At 69.3% G+C, this 19447-nt stretch carries 18 protein-coding genes; 9 read left to right on the top strand and 9 right to left on the bottom strand.

Annotated elements, in window-relative coordinates:
• Positions 1–36 precede the first annotated feature (36 nt).
• The 9 genes from rng to upp all read right to left on the bottom strand — a co-directional run bounded on the left by rng (position 37) and on the right by upp (position 7894).
• A complete protein-coding gene (gene rng, locus MYA_RS10260; protein WP_011885582.1) occupies positions 37–1506 on the bottom strand; it encodes a ribonuclease G in 1470 nt (489 codons plus the stop codon).
• A gap of 8 nt (positions 1507–1514) precedes the next feature.
• Entirely contained in the window at positions 1515–2147 is a 633-nt protein-coding gene (locus tag MYA_RS10255) for a Maf family protein (RefSeq protein ID WP_011885581.1), read from the bottom strand.
• A gap of 51 nt (positions 2148–2198) precedes the next feature.
• The gene (gene rlmH / locus MYA_RS10250) at positions 2199–2669 is read right to left on the bottom strand and encodes a 23S rRNA (pseudouridine(1915)-N(3))-methyltransferase RlmH (protein WP_014723390.1); all 471 of its coding nucleotides are present in this window, start codon (positions 2667–2669) and stop codon (positions 2199–2201) included.
• A 19-nt stretch (positions 2670–2688) separates the two neighbouring features.
• Entirely contained in the window at positions 2689–3135 is a 447-nt protein-coding gene (gene rsfS / locus MYA_RS10245) for a ribosome silencing factor (protein WP_011885579.1), read from the bottom strand.
• A gap of 4 nt (positions 3136–3139) precedes the next feature.
• Entirely contained in the window at positions 3140–3859 is a 720-nt protein-coding gene (locus tag MYA_RS10240) for a nicotinate-nucleotide adenylyltransferase (protein WP_072465508.1), read from the bottom strand.
• 30 nt (positions 3860–3889) lie between these two features.
• Positions 3890–4810 carry an oxygen-dependent coproporphyrinogen oxidase gene (gene hemF, locus MYA_RS10235; RefSeq protein ID WP_014723389.1) on the bottom strand — a complete coding sequence of 307 codons (921 nt, stop codon included), beginning with the start codon at positions 4808–4810 and terminating at the stop codon, positions 3890–3892.
• A 118-nt stretch (positions 4811–4928) separates the two neighbouring features.
• Entirely contained in the window at positions 4929–6206 is a 1278-nt protein-coding gene (purD, locus tag MYA_RS10230; RefSeq protein WP_011885576.1) for a phosphoribosylamine--glycine ligase, read from the bottom strand.
• Between the two features lie 105 nt (positions 6207–6311).
• The gene (locus tag MYA_RS10225; RefSeq protein WP_011885575.1) at positions 6312–7040 is read right to left on the bottom strand and encodes a YebC/PmpR family DNA-binding transcriptional regulator; all 729 of its coding nucleotides are present in this window, start codon (positions 7038–7040) and stop codon (positions 6312–6314) included.
• A 203-nt stretch (positions 7041–7243) separates the two neighbouring features.
• Complete coding sequence (gene upp, locus MYA_RS10220; RefSeq protein ID WP_011885574.1) at positions 7244–7894, bottom strand: uracil phosphoribosyltransferase; 651 nt, start codon at positions 7892–7894, stop codon at positions 7244–7246.
• Positions 7895–8122: 228 nt separating this feature from the next.
• On the opposite strand from upp, the gene MYA_RS10215 reads away from it, so the two are divergent.
• The 9 genes from MYA_RS10215 (at position 8123) to kdpE (ending at position 19409) form a co-directional block, all read left to right on the top strand.
• The gene (locus tag MYA_RS10215) at positions 8123–8902 is read left to right on the top strand and encodes an SDR family oxidoreductase (RefSeq protein ID WP_041493976.1); all 780 of its coding nucleotides are present in this window, start codon (positions 8123–8125) and stop codon (positions 8900–8902) included.
• A gap of 52 nt (positions 8903–8954) precedes the next feature.
• A complete protein-coding gene (locus MYA_RS10210) occupies positions 8955–9347 on the top strand; it encodes a methylglyoxal synthase (protein ID WP_014723386.1) in 393 nt (130 codons plus the stop codon).
• Positions 9348–9562: 215 nt separating this feature from the next.
• A complete protein-coding gene (locus tag MYA_RS10205; protein ID WP_014723385.1) occupies positions 9563–10537 on the top strand; it encodes a quinone oxidoreductase family protein in 975 nt (324 codons plus the stop codon).
• Between the two features lie 334 nt (positions 10538–10871).
• Complete coding sequence (kdpF, locus tag MYA_RS32410; protein WP_006752209.1) at positions 10872–10964, top strand: K(+)-transporting ATPase subunit F; 93 nt, start codon at positions 10872–10874, stop codon at positions 10962–10964.
• A complete protein-coding gene (kdpA, locus tag MYA_RS10190; protein ID WP_014723382.1) occupies positions 10961–12766 on the top strand; it encodes a potassium-transporting ATPase subunit KdpA in 1806 nt (601 codons plus the stop codon). Before kdpF ends, kdpA begins: the two co-directional genes overlap by 4 nt.
• A gap of 52 nt (positions 12767–12818) precedes the next feature.
• Entirely contained in the window at positions 12819–14903 is a 2085-nt protein-coding gene (gene kdpB / locus MYA_RS10185) for a potassium-transporting ATPase subunit KdpB (RefSeq protein WP_041493868.1), read from the top strand.
• 25 nt (positions 14904–14928) lie between these two features.
• On the top strand, positions 14929–15510 hold the full coding sequence (gene kdpC / locus MYA_RS10180; RefSeq protein ID WP_014723380.1) for a potassium-transporting ATPase subunit KdpC: 582 nt from the start codon (positions 14929–14931) through the stop codon (positions 15508–15510).
• A gap of 223 nt (positions 15511–15733) precedes the next feature.
• A complete protein-coding gene (locus tag MYA_RS10175; RefSeq protein WP_014723378.1) occupies positions 15734–18718 on the top strand; it encodes a DUF4118 domain-containing protein in 2985 nt (994 codons plus the stop codon).
• Positions 18711–19409: a two-component system response regulator KdpE gene (gene kdpE, locus MYA_RS10170; protein ID WP_011885566.1), complete on the top strand. Its 699-nt coding sequence runs from the start codon at positions 18711–18713 to the stop codon at positions 19407–19409. Before MYA_RS10175 ends, kdpE begins: the two co-directional genes overlap by 8 nt.
• Positions 19410–19447: the final 38 nt, after the last annotated feature.

Raw genomic sequence — 19447 nt, 5'->3', positions numbered from 1 at the left:
GCGCCCGTCCCAGACGAGACGGGCGCGCCACCAGCGCTACATCAGCACGATGTCGTACTGCTCCTGACTCAGATTCGACTCGACCTGCAGCGACACCGGCTTGCCGATGAAGTCGATCAGCATCGCGAGATGCTGCGACTCCTCGTCGAGGAACAGGTCGATCACCTGCTGCGCGGCGATCACGCGGAATTCGCGCGGGTTGAACTGGCGCGACTCGCGCAGGATTTCGCGCAGCACGTCGTAGCACACGGTGCGCGCGGTCTTGACCTGCCCCTTGCCCTGACAGGTCGGGCAAGGCTCGCACAGCACGTGCGCGAGCGATTCGCGCGTGCGCTTGCGCGTCATCTCGACGAGCCCCAGCTGCGAGAAGCCGTTCACCGTCACGCGCGTGCGGTCGCGCGACAGCGCCTTCTTCAGCTCGGAGAGCACCGCGTCGCGATGCTCGGCGTTCTCCATGTCGATGAAGTCGATGATGATGATCCCGCCGAGGTTGCGCAGCCGCAGCTGGCGCGCGATCGTGTGCGCCGCCTCGAGGTTGGTCTTGAAGATCGTGTCGTCGAAGTTGCGCGCGCCGACGTAGCCGCCGGTGTTCACGTCGATCGTCGTCATCGCCTCGGTCTGGTCGATCATCAGATAACCGCCCGACTTCAGGTCGACGCGGCGCGACAGCGCGCGCTGGATCTCCGTCTCGATGTTGTACAGGTCGAACAGCGGCCGCTCGCCGGTGTAGTGATGCAGCTTCGGGCTCACCGCCGGCGTGAACTCGGCCGCGAATTCCGCGAGGCGCTGGTACGTCTCGCGCGAATCGACCTGGATGCGCGTCGTCTGGTCGTTCGCGAAATCGCGCAGCACGCGCTGCGCGAGATCGAGATCCTGGTACAGCAGGCTCGTCGCCGGCAGCCGCTGCGCCTGCGCGACGATCGTCGCCCAGGTCTTGCGCAGATACGCGACGTCGCCGGCGAGCTCCTCGGAGCTCGCATCCTCGGCGATCGTGCGCACGATGTAGCCGCCTTTCTCGTCCGGCGGAACCACGGCGGTCAGCCGCGCACGCACGGCCTCGCGCTCGGCCTCGCTCTCGATCTTCTGCGAGATGCCGATGTGCGGCTCCTGCGGCAGGTAGACGAGCGTGCGGCCCGCGATGCTCACCTGCGTCGACAGGCGCGCGCCCTTCGTGCCGATCGGGTCCTTGATCACCTGGACCATCAGCGTCTGACCTTCGAACACGATCTTCTCGATCGGCTGGTGCGGCGCGCCCGACTGCGGCTCGCCCGCGAGCCGCGGATGCCAGATGTCCGCGACGTGCAGGAACGCCGCGCGTTCCAGGCCGATGTCGATGAACGCCGACTGCATGCCGGGCAGCACGCGCACGACCTTGCCGAGATAGATGTTGCCGACCCGCCCGCGCGACAGCGTGCGCTCGACGTGAAGCTCCTGCACCGCGCCTTGCTGCACGAGTGCGACCCGCGTTTCCTGCGGCGTGAGGTTGATCAGGATTTCTTCGTTCATGGTGGGATTCAGAAGGCGACGCGCGCGGCACGGAGCAACGCGGCTGTCTCAAAAAGGGGCAGACCCATGATACCCGAATGGGAACCGGCGATTCGCTCGACGAATTCGGCCGCACGGCCCTGGATCGCATATGCGCCCGCCTTGCCGAACGGTTCGCCGGTTTCGACGTAGCGCTCGAACGCGTCGCGCGGCGCGGCCGCGAAGCGCACCGACGAGCGCGACAGCGCCGGCGGCAGCAGCGCGCCGTCGGCGCCGATCACCGCGACGGCCGTCAGCACTTCGTGTTCGCGGCCGGCGAGACGTGTCAGCATCGCGAGCGCGTCGTCGGCGTCGGCCGGCTTGCCGAGGATCGCGCCGTCGATCGTCACCGTGGTGTCGGCGACGAGCACGGGCGCGGCCGGCTTGCCGCTCGCGACGAGCCGCGCACGCGCGGCCTCGGCCTTCGCGACCGTCACGCGCTGCACGTACGCGTCGGCCGCTTCACCGGCGAGTTCGGCTTCGAGCGCCTCGGCGTCTTCGTCGGGGCGCGGCAGCAGCAATTCGAAGCACACGCCGATCTGCTGCAGCAGCTCCTGGCGGCGCGGGCTTTGGGATGCGAGGTAAAGGATCGGGAAAACTGCGGGGGACGTGCTGGACGGCATGGTGTCGTTATCTCGGTGAACGCGCGCGGCGCGCGTCCCGAGGACGACGCGTCATGCGCGGTGGTAGGGGTGATTCTGCGTGATGCTCCACGCGCGGTAAAGCTGTTCGGCAAGCAGCACGCGCACCATCCCGTGCGGCAGCGTCATGCTGGAGATGCGCAGCAGCAGATCGGCGCGCGCCTTCAGTTCCGGATCGAGCCCGTCGGCGCCGCCGATCACGAACGCGACGTCACGGCCGTCCTGCTGCCAGCCGGGCAGCGCCTGCGCGAGCTGCATCGTGGTCCAGTCGCGGCCGCGCTCGTCGAGCGCGACGATGCGCGCGCCCTTCGGCAGCGCGGCCTCGATCTTCTGCCGCTCGGCCGCCATCACGCTTTCCGCGCTGCGGCTGCCCGAACGTAGTTCGGGCTTGATCTCGCGCAGCTCGATGCGCAACTCCGGCGGCATCCGCTTCGTGTACTCGTCGAAGCCGGACGCGATCCAGCCGGGCATCTTGTGGCCGACAGCGAGGATGTAAAGCTTCATCGAAACGACCGACTGCGACTCAGCGGCGGCGGGCCGCCGTCTTGCGCGCCGGACGGGCGGGCGCTTCCTCTTCCTCGTCGTCGCCTTCGCTCGCGGTCGCGAAGCCGCTCTGGCCCTTGTCGCCGCCGAGCTTCATCCGCACCGGCTTGTCGCCCCAGATTTCCTCGAGGTTGTAGTACTGGCGCAGCGCGGGCTGCAGGATGTGGACGACCGCGTCGCCGCAATCGACCAGCACCCATTCGCCGGTGTCCTCGCCCTCGGAGCTGACGATCTCGCCGCCGGCTTCCTTGACCTTGTCGCGCACGCTCGAGGCGAGCGCCTTGGTCTGGCGGTTCGACGTGCCCGACGCGACGATCACGCGGTCGAACAGTTCGGTCAGATGGCTGGTGTTGAACACCTTGATGTCTTGCGCCTTGATGTCTTCGAGAGCGTCGACGATCACGCGCTGCAGTTTGCGGATATCCATGGAATCAGGAATGGTAGAGACGATGTTGAAGAATATAGGCCCAGACGGCGGCCGGCACATGCTCGGCCGACGCGTCGGGCATTTGCGCATGACGCGCGATGCATTCGCGCAGGTGCGCACGGATGTCGGTTGCGGCGATATCGAACGCGAGCGTCGTATCGATCAGCAGACGCCCGGATGGCGTCGCCTTCAGCTGCTCGGCATCGGCCCGACGCCGCGCGATTTCGCGTGCGACGTCGGCCGACGCCGCGCCGAGGTCGAAGCCGGGGCGCGTCGACGCGCACACGTGCGCGTAGTCGAACAGCTTGCGCCAGTCGCGCCAGGTGTCGAGGCGCACGAGCTGGTCGGCGCCGATCAGCAGCGACAGCGATGCATCGGGGCCGATGCGCTCGCGCCAGCGCGCGAGCGTCTCGACCGTGTAGGTCGGCCCGGCGTGCTCGATCTCGTCGGTCGCGACGGTGACCGCGACGCCCGGCAGCGCCAGCGAGCCGGCCGCGGCGCGGGTCATCGCGAGCCGATGCTCGGCGGCCGACACGTCGCGCTTCTGATACGGCTGTCCGGCCGGCAGCAGCACGAGCTCGGTCAGCTGCAGCACGTCGGCGAACCGGCGCGCGAGTGCGAGATGGCCATCGTGGATCGGGTCGAACGTGCCGCCGAGCAGGCCGATACGTTGTGACGGCGGCTGCGACGGCGGCTGCGGGGCGGGGCGGGCGGAGGTGTCCAGAAAAACGTGTCCTGTCGTTGAGGCGGCCGGTCAGACCCAGTCGCGCGGCACGAGGAATTCCGCGAGACGCGCTTCCGCCGAGCCGGGCGCCGGTTGCCAGTCGTAGCGCCAGGTGGCCACCGGCGGCATCGACATCAGGATCGACTCGGTCCGGCCGCCGCTTTGCAGCCCGAACAGCGTGCCGCGGTCGAACACCAGGTTGAATTCGACGTAGCGGCCGCGCCGGTACGCCTGGAACTCGCGCTCGTGCTCGCCGTACGGCAGCGCCGCGCGGCGCTCGACGATCGGCAGGTACGCGTTCAGGAACGCGTCGCCGACGCTTTGCATCATCTCAAACGAGCGTTCGAAACCGGGTTCCGAGAAATCGTCGAAGAAGATCCCGCCGATGCCGCGCGTCTCGTTGCGGTGCTTCAGGAAGAAGTACTCGTCGCACCAGGTCTTGAAGCGCGGGTAGAGCTCGGCGCCGAACGGGTCGAGCGCGGCCTTGCAGGTCTGGTGGAAATGCCGTGCGTCGTCCTCGAACGGATAAACCGGTGTCAGATCCATGCCGCCGCCGAACCAGAAGACAGGCGCTTCGCCGGGCTTCGTCGCGATCAGCATGCGCACGTTCATGTGGACGGTCGGGCAGTACGGGTTGCGCGGGTGCAGCACCAGCGACACGCCGAGCGCCTCGAAGCCGCGGCCGGCCAGCTGCGGGCGCGCGGCGCTCGCCGACGGCGGCAGCGCATCGCCCGCGACGTCGGAAAAACCGATGCCCGCGCGCTCGAACACGCGGCCGCCTTCGAGAATCCGCGTGCAGCCGCCGCCGCGCAGCCGCTCTTCAGGGCCGCGCTGCCACGCGTCGGTCGCGAGCGGCGTGCCGTCGAGCGCGCCGAGCGCGTCGGCGATGCGTGTCTGCAGGCCCTGGAGATACGTGCGCACGCGCGCTACGTCGTAGGTCGAATCGGTCATGTCTGGACTGGGCGCTCCCGCCGCAGGCGGGAGTCGCAAAAAAGGACGTCTGCCGGCCATTCTAGCGAACCCGGCAGCAGGGGCCGCCGGCTGCTCGCGCAGCGCGGCGGTGGCGGCATCACGTGCTCTTGCGGTTCAGCGCGCGAAAGCCGATGTCGCGGCGGTACTGCATGCCTTCGAAATTGATCTGGTTGATCGCGTCGTACGCATGCTGCTGCGCTTCGCGCACCGAATCGGCGAGGCCGACCACGCACAGCACGCGGCCGCCGGACGTGACGAGCTTGTCGCCGTCGAGCGTCGTGCCCGCATGGAACGTCACCGCCTGCTCGGTTTCGGCCGGGATGCCGTTGATGCGGTCGCCCTTGCGCGGCGCATCCGGATAGCCGTGCGCGGCCAGCACCACGCCGAGCGCGGTGCGGCGATCCCAGTCGAGCTCGACCGTGTCGAGCGTGCCCGCGATCGCCTGTTCGACGACCTTCGAGAAATCGCTCTTCAGGCGCGCCATGATCGGCTGCGTCTCGGGGTCGCCCATCCGGCAGTTGAATTCGAGCGTGCGCGGATTGCCGTCCTTGTCGATCATCAGGCCCGCATACAGGAAGCCCGTGAAGCGGATGCCGTCCTTCTCCATGCCGCGCACCGTCGGCATGATGATCTCGCGCATCACGCGCGCATGCATTTGCGGCGTGACGATCGGTGCGGGCGAATACGCGCCCATGCCGCCCGTGTTCGGGCCGCGGTCCTCGTCGAGCAGGCGCTTGTGGTCCTGGCTGGACGCGAGCGCGAGCGCATGCTTGCCGTCGACCATCACGATGAAGCTCGCTTCCTCGCCGTCGAGGAATTCCTCGATCACGACGCGCGCGCCCGCATCGCCGAGCTTGTTGCCCGACAGCATCATGTCGACTGCCGCGTGCGCCTCTTCCAGCGTCATCGCGACGACCACGCCCTTGCCGGCCGCGAGGCCGTCGGCCTTCACGACGATCGGCGCGCCCTTGGCGTCGAGGTACGCGTGCGCGGCGGCTGCATCGGAGAAGGTTTCGTAGTCGGCGGTCGGAATGCCGTGGCGCTTCATGAACGCCTTCGCGAAATCCTTCGAGCTTTCGAGCTGCGCGGCTTCGCGGGTCGGGCCGAACACCTTCAGGCCGCGCGCGCGGAACAGGTTGACGATGCCGGCCGCGAGCGGCGCTTCCGGCCCCACCAGCGTGAACGCGACGCCTTCGCTTTCCGCGAAATCGGCCAGCGCGTCGAGCGACGTGATGTCGACGTTCTTCAGACGCTCGTCCTGCGCCGTGCCGCCATTGCCGGGCGCGACGTAGACCATCTGGACGCGCGGCGATTGCGCGAGCTTCCACGCCAGCGCATGTTCGCGGCCGCCGGAACCGACGACGAGTAGTTTCATGGGATTCCCCGCAGACTAGAAAACAGGGCGGCCGGCACGCTCAGGCGCGCCGGCCGCGAAATCGGTCGGGCCGCCGTCGCCACGAGGCGCACGGCGGCCGGCATCTCATTCCTCGACGATGACGGCGTTCGTATACACCTCCTGCACGTCGTCGAGGTTCTCGAGCGCGTCCAGGAGCTTCTGCATCTTCGCCGCATCGTCGCCGGTGAATTCGACTTCGTTCTGCGGCTTCATTGTCACTTCGGCGAGTTCGGCCTTGAAGCCGGCGGCTTCGAGCGCATCCTTCACCGCCGAGAACGCCTGCCAGTCGCACAGCACTTCGATCGAGCCGTCGTCGTTGGTGCTGACGTCGTCCGCGCCGGCCTCGAGCGCCGCTTCCATCAGCGCATCTTCCGACGTGCCGGGCGCGAACAGGAACTGGCCCACGTGATCGAACATGAACGCGACCGAGCCGTCGGTGCCCATGTTGCCGCCGAACTTCGAGAACGCGTGGCGGACTTCGGCAACCGTGCGCGTGCGGTTGTCGGTCAGCGTGTCGACGATGATCGCCGCGCCGTTGATGCCGTAGCCTTCGTAACGGATTTCTTCGTAGTTCGCGCCGTCCGCGCCGCCGACGCCGCGGTCGATCGCGCGCTTGACGTTGTCCTTCGGCATGTTCGCGTCGGCCGCCTTGTCGACCGCGAGACGCAGCCGCGGGTTCGAGCTCGCGTCGCCGCCGCCGAGGCGAGCCGCGACCTGGATTTCCTTGATCAGGCGGGTCCAGATCTTGCCGCGCTTCGCGTCGGCCGCTGCCTTCTTATGCTTGATGTTGGCCCATTTCGAATGACCAGCCATACCTTTCTCCGTGCCCGGGCGCGTGGCGCGGGCGATTGTGCCAATGTGTCGTTGAATCGGCGGCCGTATCGGCGGGCGTGATGCCGCGGGGCCGCGCGTGTCGAGTGGAACGGGATTTTATCACGCGCAGACCGTCGCTTCGGGGCCGCCGCGCTTGGCCGAACGGCCGGCGCAGGGCCACGCGGCCCCGTGCGGCATGCGGGTCAGTTCTTGGTGCCGAACAGGCGGTCGCCCGCGTCGCCGAGGCCCGGCACGATGTACGCGTGCTCGTTCAGGTGCGAATCGAGCGACGCGACGTACAGCTTCACGTCCGGATGGGCGTCCTGGAACACCTGCACGCCCTCGGGCGCGGCGACCAGCGCGACGAACACGATGTTCGCGGCCGGCACGTTGCGGCGCTTGAGCACGTCCACCGCATGCACGGCCGAATAGCCGGTCGCGACCATCGGGTCGCACAGGATGAACACGCGGTCTTCCAGGTCGGGCAGGCGCACCAGGTATTCGACCGGGCGGTGGTCGTCGGCGCGGTACACGCCGATGTGGCCGACGCGTGCCGACGGCACGAGGTCGAGCAGGCCGTCCGACATCCCGATGCCGGCCCGCAGCACCGGCACGATCGCGAGCTTCTTGCCCGCGATCACCGGCGCGTCGACCTCGACGAGCGGCGTGGCGACGCGCCTGGTCGTGATCGGCAGGTTGCGGGTGATCTCGTAGCCCATCAGCAGCGTGATCTCGCGCAGCAGCTCGCGGAACGTGCGCGTGGACGTGTCCTTGTCGCGCATGTGGGTCAGCTTGTGCTGGATCAGCGGGTGATCGAGGATGAAGAGATTCGGGAAACGGCTGTCCTGTTTCATGACGGGGTGCCTTGACGGCAAAAGGGAATGGGGGGCGAAGCCGGCGCCGGGCCGGGCGTCGCCGATGGCCGCAATTTTACCAAGGCGGGCCAGCCGATCCGGATATTATCGACGTCTCAAGACAATCCGCGCGCCGCACCGGCCGGCGCCCGCCCGTTCGCGACCGTTCGCCGGTCCGGCGCCGCGGGCCGGCCTACCGCTGCGCGCGTCGCCATGAAGGAATCGACGATGGATCTCGGCATCGCAGGAAAGACCGCGCTCGTCTGCGCGGCGAGCAAGGGCCTCGGGCGCGGCTGCGCGGAAGCGCTGGCCGCCGAAGGCGTGAACCTCGTGATCGTCGCGCGCACGCGCGACACGCTCGAGCGAACCGCGGACGAGATCCGCGCGGCGTCGAACGTGTCGGTCGCCACGGTCGCGTGCGACATCACGACGCCCGACGGCCGCGCGGCCGCGCTCGCCGCGTGCCCGCAGCCGGACATTCTCGTGAACAATGCCGGCGGCCCGCCGCCCGGCGACTTCCGCGACTTCTCGCACGACGACTGGATCCGCGCGCTCGAGTCGAACATGCTGACGCCGATCGAGCTGATCCGCGCGACCGTCGACGGGATGATCGCGCGCGGCTTCGGCCGCATCGTCAACATCACCAGCTCGGCCGTGAAGGCGCCGATCGACGTGCTCGCGCTGTCCAACGGCGCGCGCTCGGGGCTGACCGGCTTCGTCGCGGGCCTCGCGCGCAAGGTGGCCGGGCAGGGCGTGACGATCAACAACCTGCTGCCGGGGCTGTTCGACACCGACCGGATCGCGACCACGCTTGCCGCGGCGGCGAACGCGCAGGGCGTGACGGTCGACGAGCTGCGCGCGCGCCGCACGCGGGACATCCCGGCCGGGCGGCTCGGCACGCGCGCCGAATTCGGCGCGGCATGCGCGTTCCTGTGCAGCGTGCATGCCGGCTACATCACGGGCCAGAACTGGCTGCTCGACGGCGGCGCCTATCCGGGCACGTTCTGAGCCGCCGCGCCGCTTCCCCCACGACGACAACCGAACCAAGAAGGAATCGCAGATGAGCAAACCCCGCATCGCATTGATCGCGCACGACGCGAAGAAGGACGAGATCGTCGCGCTCGCGGGCCAGTACCGCGACACGCTCGCGCAATGCCGGCTGGTCGCGACGGGCACGACCGGTGGGCGCATCGCCGCCGCGCACGGGCTCGAGGTCGAGCGCAAGCTGTCGGGGCCGCTCGGCGGCGATCTCCAGATCGGCGCGGAGCTGGCCGACGGCCGCGTCGACGTCGTCGTGTTCCTGCGCGACCCGATGACCGCGCAGCCGCACGATCCCGATATCACCGCGCTGGTGCGCGCGTGCGACGTGCACGACGTGCCGGTCGCGACCAACGTCGCCACCGCGCGGATGCTGCTCGACGATCTGGCGCGCAACATGCAGGACGTCTGCTAGACGGCAGCCTGCCCGATTGCCCCTGCTCGCGGCAGGGCCGTGCGCTGCGCGCGGCGACGCGCGAGAATCGGGCGTCGGGCGTCGGGCGTCGGCCGTCGACCGTCGACCGTCGGACTGCGCGACGGCCGCCGGCGCGTGCCAGCACCGGCCGTCGCCGGCCCGCGCGGCGGCGCGCGAACCTTCCCTTCAAGCATTCACCCACGAGGAGCGAAACGATGCCGAAAGCAATCCGATACGACCAGCCGGGCGGCCCGGAGGTGATGAAGTGGGTCGACGTCGAGGTCGGCGAGCCGAAGGCGGGCGAGGTCCGCATCCGGCAGCACGCGGTCGGCCTCAACTACATCGACGTGTATTTCCGCACGGGCCTCTATCCGCAACCGCTGCCCGGCGGCCTCGGCATGGAGGCGGCCGGCGAAGTGACGGCCGTCGGCGAGGGCGTGAGCGCGCTCAAGGCCGGCGACCGCGTCGCCTACGTCGGCCAGCCGCCCGGCGCGTATGCGCAGGAGCGCGTGATGCCGGCCGAGCGGCTCGTGAAGCTGCCCGACGCGATCGGCTACGACGACGCGGCGTCGGTGATGCTTCAGGGGCTCACCGCCCACTACCTGCTGCGCCGCACCTATCCGGTGAAGGCCGGCGACACCATCCTGATCCATGCGGCGGCCGGCGGGGTCGGGCTGCTCGTGTGCCAGTGGGCGAAGGCGCTCGGCGCGACCGTGATCGGCACGGTCGGCTCCGACGAGAAGGCCGCGCTCGCGAGCGCGCACGGCTGCGATCATCCGATCGTCTACACGCGCGAGAACTTCACGCAGCGCGTGAAGGAGATCACCAACGGCGCGGGCGTGCCGGTGGTCTACGACTCGATCGGCAAGGACACCTACATCGGCTCGCTCGACTGCCTCGCGCCGCTCGGCTACTTCGTCAGCTTCGGCAATGCGTCGGGGCCGCTGCCGCCGATCGACTCGAAGGAATTCTCGTCGCGCGGCTCGCTGTTCTTCACGCGCCCGACGCTGTTCTCGTACATCGCGAAGCGCGCCGATCTCGAAGCCGCGGCCGCCGAGCTGTTCGACGTGATCCTGTCGGGCAAGGTGAAGACCAGCATCAACCAGCGCTATCCGCTCGCGGAAGTCGGCCGCGCGCACGCCGACCTCGAGTCGCGCAAGACCACCGGCTCGACCATCCTCGTGCCGTGACGCCGCGCCTGCGTGCCGGCGTTGCGCCGGCACGCAGCGTGGCGACGCCGGCGGCGGCCGAACGTGCGGCCGCCGGCGCCTCTTCGATTCCCTCGCTCCCGCGCGCCGGCTATCTCGCCGCGCGCCGCGTTTACGCGTTTTTTATACCGCCCCGATCACCTTTGACCCGTCCTTTACGCACGTTCCCATAAGGTTCTAGTCGTCCGATTACGACGACGGAGAACACAAAAATGGATGGGGTTTTCATCGGCGCACTGGTGCTGTTCACCGCGCTGATCCTCGGCTTGCTTGCCGGTTGCGAGAAGCTCGCGCAATCCGGCCGCGGGGGACGCGCATGACCTGGATGCTTTGGCTCGCGGGCGCCTCGACGGCCCTGCTGTTCGCGTATCTCGTGTTCGCGCTGCTGCGCGCGGAGGACATCGAATGAACGCGAACGACGTGTTTCAGATCGCGCTGTTCATCGTCGTGCTGCTCGCGGCCGCGGTGCCGGTCGCGCGTTACCTGACGGGCGTGATGGACGGCAGCTCGCGCGTGGTGCGCGTGTTCGGGCCGCTCGAGCGCGCGCTGTACCGCAGCGCCGGCGTCGATGCGGGCACCGAGATGAACTGGAAGCAGTACGCGCTCGCGACGATCGCGTTCAACGCGCTCGGCGCGCTGTTCCTGTACGGGCTGCTGCGGCTGCAGGGCGTCCTGCCCGGCAATCCGCAGCAGTTCGGCGCGATGACCGCCGACGGCGCGTTCAACACCGCGGTCAGCTTCGTCACCAACACCAACTGGCAGGACTACACGCCCGAGCAGACCGTCAGCTATCTGACGCAGATGCTCGGCATGACCGTGCAGAACTTCCTGTCGGCCGCGACCGGGATCGTCGTCGTGATCGCGCTGATCCGCGGCTTCGCGCGCCATACGGCGCAGACGATCGGCAACTTCTGGGTCGACCTCACGCGCGTGACGCTGTACGTGCTCGTGCCGATGGCCGCGCTGGTCGCCGCGCTGCTGATGAGCCAGGGCGTGATCCAGAACATGAAGGCGTACCAGGACGTGCCGGTGCTGCAGGCGAGCACCTATGCGGCGCCGAAGCTCGACGCGCAGGGCAACGCGGTGAAGGACGACCACGGCAATCCGGTCACGGTGCCGACTCCGCTCGTCAAGCAGACGCTCGCGATGGGACCGGTCGCGTCGCAGGAAGCGATCAAGATGCTCGGCACCAACGGCGGCGGCTTCTTCAACGCGAACTCCGCGCATCCGTACGAGAACCCGACGCCGTTCGCGAACTTCGTGCAGATCTTCTCGATCCTGATCATCCCGGCCGCGCTGGCGCTGGTGTTCGGCCACATGATCGGCGATCGCCGGCAGGGTGTCGCGGTGCTCGCGGCGATGACGGTCGCGTTCGCGATCGCGCTCGGCGTCGAGGTGAGCGCCGAGCAGGCCGGCAATCCGACGCTCGCGGCGCTGCACGTCGACCAGCAGGCGAGCGCGCTGCAGCCGGGCGGCAACATGGAAGGCAAGGAGACGCGCTTCGGCATCGCGCAGACGGGCATCTTCACGGTCGCGACCACCGCCGCGTCGTGCGGGGCGGTCGACACGATGCACGATTCGCTGACGCCGCTCGGCGGCCTCGTGCCGATGCTGCTGATGCAGCTCGGCGAGGTGATCTACGGCGGCGTCGGCTCCGGCCTTTACGGGATGCTCGTGTTCGCGCTGCTGGCGGTGTTCGTCGCGGGCCTGATGATCGGCCGCACGCCCGAATACGTCGGCAAGAAGATCGAGTCGTACGAGATGAAGATGGTGTCGATCGTCGTGCTGCTCACGCCGCTGCTCGTGCTGGTCGGCACGTCGATTGCGGTGCTCGCCGACGCCGGCCGGGCCGGCATCGCGAACCCCGGCCCGCACGGCTTCTCGGAGATCCTGTACGCGTTCAGCTCGGCGGCGAACAACAACGGCAGCGCGTTCGCGGGCCTGACGGTCGGCACGCCGTTCTACAACTGGACGACCGCCATCGCGATGTGGTTCGGCCGCTTCGGCACGATCGTGCCGGTGCTGGCGATCGCCGGCTCGCTCGCCGCGAAGAAGCGCATCGCCGCGACGAGCGGCACGCTGCCCACGCACGGGCCGCTGTTCGTCGTGCTGCTGCTCGGCACCGTGCTGCTGGTGGGCGCGCTGACCTACGTGCCGGCGCTCGCGCTCGGGCCGGGCGTCGAGCACCTGATGATGTGGCTGGGCGCGTGACGCGCGCGCATCGCGACACGTTGACAAGACTGAAGAGATTGAAGAGATCGCCATGACTCAACATTCCGCAACACGGTCCATGTTCGATCCGGCGCTGCTGCGCCCGGCGATCGTGGATTCGTTCAAGAAGCTCACGCCGCGCACGCAGCTGCGCAATCCGGTGATGTTCTGCGTGTACGTCGGCAGCATCCTGACGACCATCCTGTGGATCGCGGCGCTCGCCGGCCAGGCCGAGGCGCCCGCGGGCTTCATCCTCGCGATCGCGCTGTGGCTGTGGTTCACGGTGCTGTTCGCGAACTTCGCCGAAGCGCTCGCGGAAGGGCGCTCGAAGGCGCAGGCCGCGTCGCTGCGCAGCGCGAAGAAGGACGTGATGGCCAAGAAGCTGAACGAGCCGCATCCGAAGTCGCCGATCCGCATCACGACGGCGTCGGACCTGCGCAAGGGCGACGTCGTGCTGGTCGAGACCGGCGACGTGATTCCGGCCGACGGCGAAGTGGTGGACGGCGTCGCGTCGGTCGACGAATCGGCGATCACCGGCGAGTCCGCGCCGGTGATCCGCGAGTCCGGCGGCGATTTCTCGTCGGTGACGGGCGGCACGCGCGTGCTGTCCGACTGGATCGTCGTGAAGGTCACCGCGAACCCCGGCGAGGCGTTCCTCGACCGGATGATCGCGATGGTCGAGGGCGCGAAGCGCAAGAAGACGCCGAACGAGGTCGCGCTGACGATCCTGCTGGTCGCATTGACGATCGTGATGCTGCTCGCGACCGCGACGCTGCTGCCGTTCTCGATGTTCTCGGTCGAGGCGATGAAGTCCGGCCACGTGGTGACGATCACGGTGCTCGTCGCGCTGCTGGTGTGCCTGATTCCGACCACGATCGGCGGGCTGCTGTCCGCGATCGGCGTCGCGGGCATGAGCCGGATGATGCAGGCGAACGTGATCGCGACGTCGGGCCGCGCGGTGGAAGCGGCCGGCGACGTCGACGTGCTGCTGCTCGACAAGACCGGCACGATCACGCTCGGCAACCGTCAGGCGTCGGCGTTCGTGCCGGCGCCGGGCGTGACCGAGGAAGCGCTGGCCGACGCCGCGCAGCTGTCGTCGCTCGCCGACGAAACGCCGGAAGGCCGCAGCATCGTGGTGCTGGCCAAGGAGCGCTTCAACATCCGCCAGCGCGACCTCGCGCAGCTGCAGGCGACGTTCCTCGGCTTCTCCGCGCAGACGCGGATGAGCGGCGTCGATCTGCCCGGCCGCGAAATCCGCAAGGGCGCCGCCGATGCGATTCGCCGCTACGTCGAGCTGCACGGCAGCCGCTTTCCGGACGACGTGCGCCGCGCGGTCGACGAGGTCGCGCGCCGCGGCAGCACGCCGCTCGTGGTCGCGGAGCTGCACGACGGCGCCGCGCGCGTGCTCGGCGTGATCGAGCTGAAGGACATCGTGAAGGGCGGCATCAAGGAGCGCTTCGCGGAACTGCGCAAGATGGGCATCAAGACGGTGATGGTGACCGGCGACAACCGGCTGACGGCCGCGGCGATCGCGGCGGAGGCGGGCGTCGACGATTTCCTCGCGGAAGCCACGCCGGAAACCAAGCTCGCGACGATCCGCGAACACCAGGCGGCCGGGCGCCTCGTCGCGATGACCGGCGACGGCACCAACGACGCGCCGGCGCTCGCGCAGGCCGACGTGGCGGTCGCGATGAACACCGGCACGCAGGCGGCGAAGGAGGCCGGCAACATGGTCGACCTCGACTCGAACCCGACCAAGCTGATCGAGATCGTCGAGATCGGCAAGCAGATGCTGATGACGCGCGGCTCGCTGACGACCTTCTCGATCGCGAACGACATCGCGAAGTACTTCGCGATCATCCCGGCCGCGTTCGTCACCACCTACCCGCAGCTGCGCGTGCTCGACATCATGCATTTGACGTCGCCGGCGTCGGCGATCCTGTCGGCGGTGATCTTCAATGCGCTGATCATCGTCGCGCTGATCCCGCTCGCGCTGAAGGGCGTCGCCTACCGGCCGCTCGGCGCCGCGACGCTGCTGCGCCGCAACCTGCTGGTGTACGGGCTGGGCGGCGTGCTGCTGCCGTTCCCGTTCATCAAGCTGATCGACATGACGCTCGCCGCGCTCGGCTGGGCCTGAGCGCACCGGATTCGAAGGAACCCTCATGAAAACGTTGATTCGCCCGCTGGTCGTGATCTTTGCCGTGCTGACCGTCGTGACGGGCATGGCCTATCCGGCCGTGATGACCGCGTTCGGTCAGGCCGTGTTTCCGGCGCAGGCCGACGGCAGCCTGATCGAGCGCGACGGCCGGGCCGTCGGCTCCGCGCTGATCGGCCAGCCGTTCGATGCGCCGCGCTACTTCTGGGGCCGCTTGTCGGCCACCGCGCCGATGCCGTACAACGCGGCCGGCTCCGGCGGCTCGAACCTCGGGCCGCTCAATCCGTCGCTCGCCGAGCAGGTGAAGGCGCGCATCGCCGCGCTGCGCGACGCGGGCACCGATTTGTCGAAGCCGGTCCCGGTCGACCTCGTGACGGCGTCCGCGAGCGGTCTGGACCCGGACATCACGCCGGCCGCGGCCGCGTACCAGATCGAGCGCGTCGCCAAGGCGCGCAAGCTGACGGCCGACGCGGTCGCGCAGCTCGTCGCCGCGAACACGACGGGCCGCCAGTTCGGCGTGCTCGGCGAGCCGCGCGTGAACGTGCTGAAGCTGAACCTCGCGCTCGACGCGGCGCAGGGCGGGCATTGAGCCGGGCGGGCGCGCTGGGCGTGGCTTGCGGCGAGGTGAGTCGGAAGCTACGTCAATCGCAAGCCGCCCGCCACAGGCCGCAAGCCGCGCGCGCCGTGAGCCGCCAAGCCGCAAGCCGGTCTCGCCCTGAACGACGGCGCGTGCGCCGTCTTTGCCTTTTGCGGCGATTTGGAACAACAATGCCGGTACTCGCGCGCAGTCCGGCGCTTCGCCTTCCTCCCGGATGAACCGTCCCGATCCCGACCAACTCCTCGACAAGCTGCAGCGAGATGCGGCAAAGCAGCGGCGCGGCCAGCTCAAGGTCTTCTTCGGTGCGTCTGCCGGCGTCGGCAAGACCTACGCGATGCTGCAGGCCGCGCGTCAGCGCAAGCAGGACGGCGTCGACGTCGTCGTCGGCATCGTCGAGACGCACGGCCGCAGCGAAACCGCCGCGCTGCTCGATGGGCTCGACGTGCTGCCGCTCGCCCATATCGAGTATCGCGGCCGCACGCTCGCCGAATTCGATCTCGACGGGGCGCTCGCGCGTGCGCCGCAACTGATTCTCGTCGACGAGCTCGCGCATTCGAACGTGCAGGGCGCGCGCCATCTGAAGCGCTGGCAGGACGTCCACGAGCTGCTCGATGCGGGCATCGACGTCTACACGACCGTCAACGTCCAGCATCTCGAGAGCCTGAACGACGTGGTGGGCGCGATCACCGGCATTCGCGTGTGGGAGACGGTGCCCGACCGTGTGTTCGACGCGGCCGACGAGGTCACGCTGGTGGACCTGCCCGCAGAGGAACTGCTCGAGCGGATGCGCGACGGCAAGGTGTATCTCGCGCAGCAGGCCGAGCGTGCGGTGCGCAACTTCTTCCGCAAGGGCAACCTGATCGCGCTGCGCGAGCTCGCGCTGCGGCGCACGGCCGACCGCGTCGACGCGCAGATGCGCGAGTACCGTGCCGATCGCTCGATCCAGCGCATCTGGCAGGCGCGCGAGCGGCTGCTCGTGTGCATCGGGCCGGGGCCGGAGGCGCCGACGCTGGTGCGCGCCGCCGCGCGGCTCGCCGCGAGCCTGAAGGCCGACTGGATCGCCGCGTACGTCGAGACGCCGCGGCTGCAGCGGCTGCCCGACGCGCGCCGGCAGCGCACGCTCGATGCGCTGAAGCTCGCGGCCGAGCTCGGCGCGGAGACGGCCACGCTCGCGGGCGACGACGCGGTCGCCGCGCTGATCGGCTATGCGAAGGTGCGCAACGTGTCGAAGATCGTCGCGGGCGGTTCGCCGAAGGTCGGCGTCGTGCGGCGCTTCGCGCGGCCGTTCGGCGAGCAGCTCGCCGAGCGCGCGGGCGACGTCGATCTGATGCTGATACGCGCGTCGGCGAGCGACGAGGTGCGCGCGGCGCCGCTCGACGCGCGCGCGCGCGACTGGCGCGACGCGTTCGCGCAGTTCGGCACGCGGCGCTCGCCGCCGCGCCACTACCTGTACGCGGCCGCGATCTGCGCGGCGATCACCGGCCTGGCGAGCGTCGTGTCGGGGCGGCTCGACCTGACCAACCTCGTGATGCTGTACCTGCTCGGCGTCGTGTTCTCGGCCGTGCGGCTCGGGCGCGGGCCGGGCGTGCTGCAGTCGTTCCTGTCGGTCGCGGCGTTCGACTTCTTCTTCGTGCCGCCGCGCATGTCGTTCTCGGTGAGCGACACGCAATACCTGCTGACTTTCTTCGGCATGCTGCTCACGTCGCTCGTGATCAGCCATCTGACGTCGACGCTCACGCGTCAGGCGAGCATCGCGCAGCGCCGCGAGCGTCGCACCGGCGCGATCTATGCGATGGCGCGCGAGCTGGGCGCCGCGCTGACGACCGAGCAGATCGTCGAGATCGGCAGCCGCCACGTGAGCGAGGTGTTTCGCGCGCGCGTCGCGTTCCTGCTGCCCGACAGCGCCGACCAGGTGCGCCAGAAGATCGAGGACCCGGACGCCGCCGTCACGCTGACGGGCGCCGAGCTCGACAGCGACGTCGGGCAATGGGTGTACGACCAGCAGAAGCCGGCCGGCCGCGGCACCGACACGCTGCCCGCGACGGCCGCGCTGTATTTGCCGCTGAAGGCGCCGATGCGCACGCGCGGCGTGCTGGCGGTCGTGTCGCGCGAGCCGCACGAGCTGGAGGTGCCCGAGCAGCAGCGGATGCTCGATGCGTTCGCCGCGCAGATCGCGCTCGCGCTCGAACGCGTGCATTACGTCGAGATCGCGCGCGATGCGCTCGTCAACATGGAGTCCGAGCGGCTGAGGAACTCGCTGTTGTCGGCGATCTCGCACGACCTGCGCACGCCGCTCACCACCATCGTCGGTTTCTCGTCGATGCTCGCGAACGGGCGCGCGGCGGCGGAGGGGGCATCTGCGTCGCTTGCATCGCCTGCTTCGCCGGAGTCATCCGCTTCGCCGGTGTCATCAGCGGCACCAGCGGCACCAGCGGCACCGACGACACCGACGACACCGACGACACCAGCGCCACCCTCACCCCTCGACGCCGCCGCTGCCCAGCGCTCGGCGCAGCGCGAACGCGAGCTCGTCGACGCGATCCACGACGAGGCGCTGCGGATGACGGGCATCGTCACGAACCTGCTCGACATGGCGCGGCTGCAGGCTGGCAGCCTGCAGATCAAGCGTCAGTGGTCGCTGCTCGAGGAAACCGTCGGCGCGGCGCTCGCCGCGTGCAAGCGCGTGCTCGCGCGGCATCCCGCGCGCGTGTCGCTGCCGGCCGACCTGCCGCTGCTGCAGATGGATGCGGTGCTGATGGAGCGGCTGTTCACGAACCTGTTCGAGAACGCCGCGAAATACACGCCGGCCGACGCGCCGATCGAGATCGGCGCCGAGCGTGTGAGCGACGACGGCCAGCCGTTCGTGCGCGTGTACGTCGACGATCACGGCCCCGGTCTGCCGCACGGGATGGAGACGCGCATCTTCGACAAGTTCACGCGCGGCGAGAAGGAATCGGCGACGCCGGGCATCGGGCTCGGCCTCGCGATCTGCCGCGCGATCGTCGAGGCGCACGGCGGTAAAATCGGCGCGCTCAACCGCACCGCGCCCGACGGACGCGTGACGGGCGCGCGCTTCTGGTTCACGCTGCCGGTCGACACGCCGCCGGCGGTGCCGGCCGCACCCGATGACGACATCGACGACGACATCGACGCGCCCGGCGCATCGTTCCCCTCCGAGCCCTTGCCTGACCATGACTGAACCGAGCCTGACCGTCGTCCTGATCGAGGACGAGAAACAGATCCGCCGCTTCGTGCGCGCCGCGCTCGAAGAGGACGGCATCGCCGTATTCGACGCGGAGACGGGCAAGCAGGGGCTGATCGACGCGGCGACGCGCAAGCCCGATCTTGTGATCGTCGACCTCGGGCTGCCCGACACCGACGGCCTCGACGTGATCCGCGAGCTGCGCGGCTGGTCGGAGGTGCCGGTGATCGTCCTGTCCGCGCGCACGCAGGAAGACGAAAAGGTCGCCGCGCTCGACGCCGGCGCCGACGACTACCTGACCAAGCCGTTCGGCGTATCGGAGCTGCGCGCGCGCATCCGTGCGCAACTGCGTCGGCGCAACCAGGGCGGCGCGAGCGAATCGCCGAAGGTCGCCTTCGGCGGCGTGAGCGTCGATCTCGCGCTGCGCCAGGTGTGGCGCGACGGCGAGATCGTGCATCTGACGCCGCTCGAATACCGGCTGCTCGCGACGCTGGTGCGGCATGCGGGGCGCGTGCTCACGCACCGCCAGCTGCTGCGCGACGTGTGGGGGCCGTCGCACGTCGAAAGCCATCACTATCTGCGCATCTACATGGCGCACCTGCGCCAGAAGCTCGAACGCGATCCCGCCCAGCCCGAGCACATCGTGACCGAGACGGGGGTCGGCTACCGGCTCGTCGGCGTCGCGTGATGCGCGGTGCGTGATGCGTGACGCAGCGAGCGGTGCCG

Source organism: Burkholderia sp. KJ006 (assembly GCF_000262695.1).
GTDB classification, from domain to species: Bacteria; Pseudomonadota; Gammaproteobacteria; order Burkholderiales; family Burkholderiaceae; genus Burkholderia; species Burkholderia vietnamiensis.
The sequence above is the reverse complement of the archived record's forward strand: the minus strand, read 5'-3'. Positions and strand labels throughout refer to the sequence as shown.

Excerpts from the sequence above, each read along its gene's own strand:
- rng (WP_011885582.1), bottom strand. The coding sequence starts at position 1,506 with ATGAACGAAGAAATCCTGATCAACCTCACGCCGCAGGAAACGCGGGTC.
- MYA_RS10255 (WP_011885581.1), bottom strand. The coding sequence starts at position 2,147 with ATGCCGTCCAGCACGTCCCCCGCAGTTTTCCCGATCCTTTACCTCGCA.
- rlmH (WP_014723390.1), bottom strand. The coding sequence starts at position 2,669 with ATGAAGCTTTACATCCTCGCTGTCGGCCACAAGATGCCCGGCTGGATC.
- rsfS (WP_011885579.1), bottom strand. The coding sequence starts at position 3,135 with ATGGATATCCGCAAACTGCAGCGCGTGATCGTCGACGCTCTCGAAGAC.
- hemF (WP_014723389.1), bottom strand. The coding sequence starts at position 4,810 with ATGACCGATTCGACCTACGACGTAGCGCGCGTGCGCACGTATCTCCAG.
- purD (WP_011885576.1), bottom strand. The coding sequence starts at position 6,206 with ATGAAACTACTCGTCGTCGGTTCCGGCGGCCGCGAACATGCGCTGGCG.
- MYA_RS10225 (WP_011885575.1), bottom strand. The coding sequence starts at position 7,040 with ATGGCTGGTCATTCGAAATGGGCCAACATCAAGCATAAGAAGGCAGCG.
- upp (WP_011885574.1), bottom strand. The coding sequence starts at position 7,894 with ATGAAACAGGACAGCCGTTTCCCGAATCTCTTCATCCTCGATCACCCG.
- MYA_RS10215 (WP_041493976.1), top strand. The coding sequence starts at position 8,123 with ATGGATCTCGGCATCGCAGGAAAGACCGCGCTCGTCTGCGCGGCGAGC.
- MYA_RS10210 (WP_014723386.1), top strand. The coding sequence starts at position 8,955 with ATGAGCAAACCCCGCATCGCATTGATCGCGCACGACGCGAAGAAGGAC.
- MYA_RS10205 (WP_014723385.1), top strand. The coding sequence starts at position 9,563 with ATGCCGAAAGCAATCCGATACGACCAGCCGGGCGGCCCGGAGGTGATG.
- kdpF (WP_006752209.1), top strand. The coding sequence starts at position 10,872 with ATGACCTGGATGCTTTGGCTCGCGGGCGCCTCGACGGCCCTGCTGTTC.
- kdpA (WP_014723382.1), top strand. The coding sequence starts at position 10,961 with ATGAACGCGAACGACGTGTTTCAGATCGCGCTGTTCATCGTCGTGCTG.
- kdpB (WP_041493868.1), top strand. The coding sequence starts at position 12,819 with ATGACTCAACATTCCGCAACACGGTCCATGTTCGATCCGGCGCTGCTG.
- kdpC (WP_014723380.1), top strand. The coding sequence starts at position 14,929 with ATGAAAACGTTGATTCGCCCGCTGGTCGTGATCTTTGCCGTGCTGACC.
- MYA_RS10175 (WP_014723378.1), top strand. The coding sequence starts at position 15,734 with ATGAACCGTCCCGATCCCGACCAACTCCTCGACAAGCTGCAGCGAGAT.
- kdpE (WP_011885566.1), top strand. The coding sequence starts at position 18,711 with ATGACTGAACCGAGCCTGACCGTCGTCCTGATCGAGGACGAGAAACAG.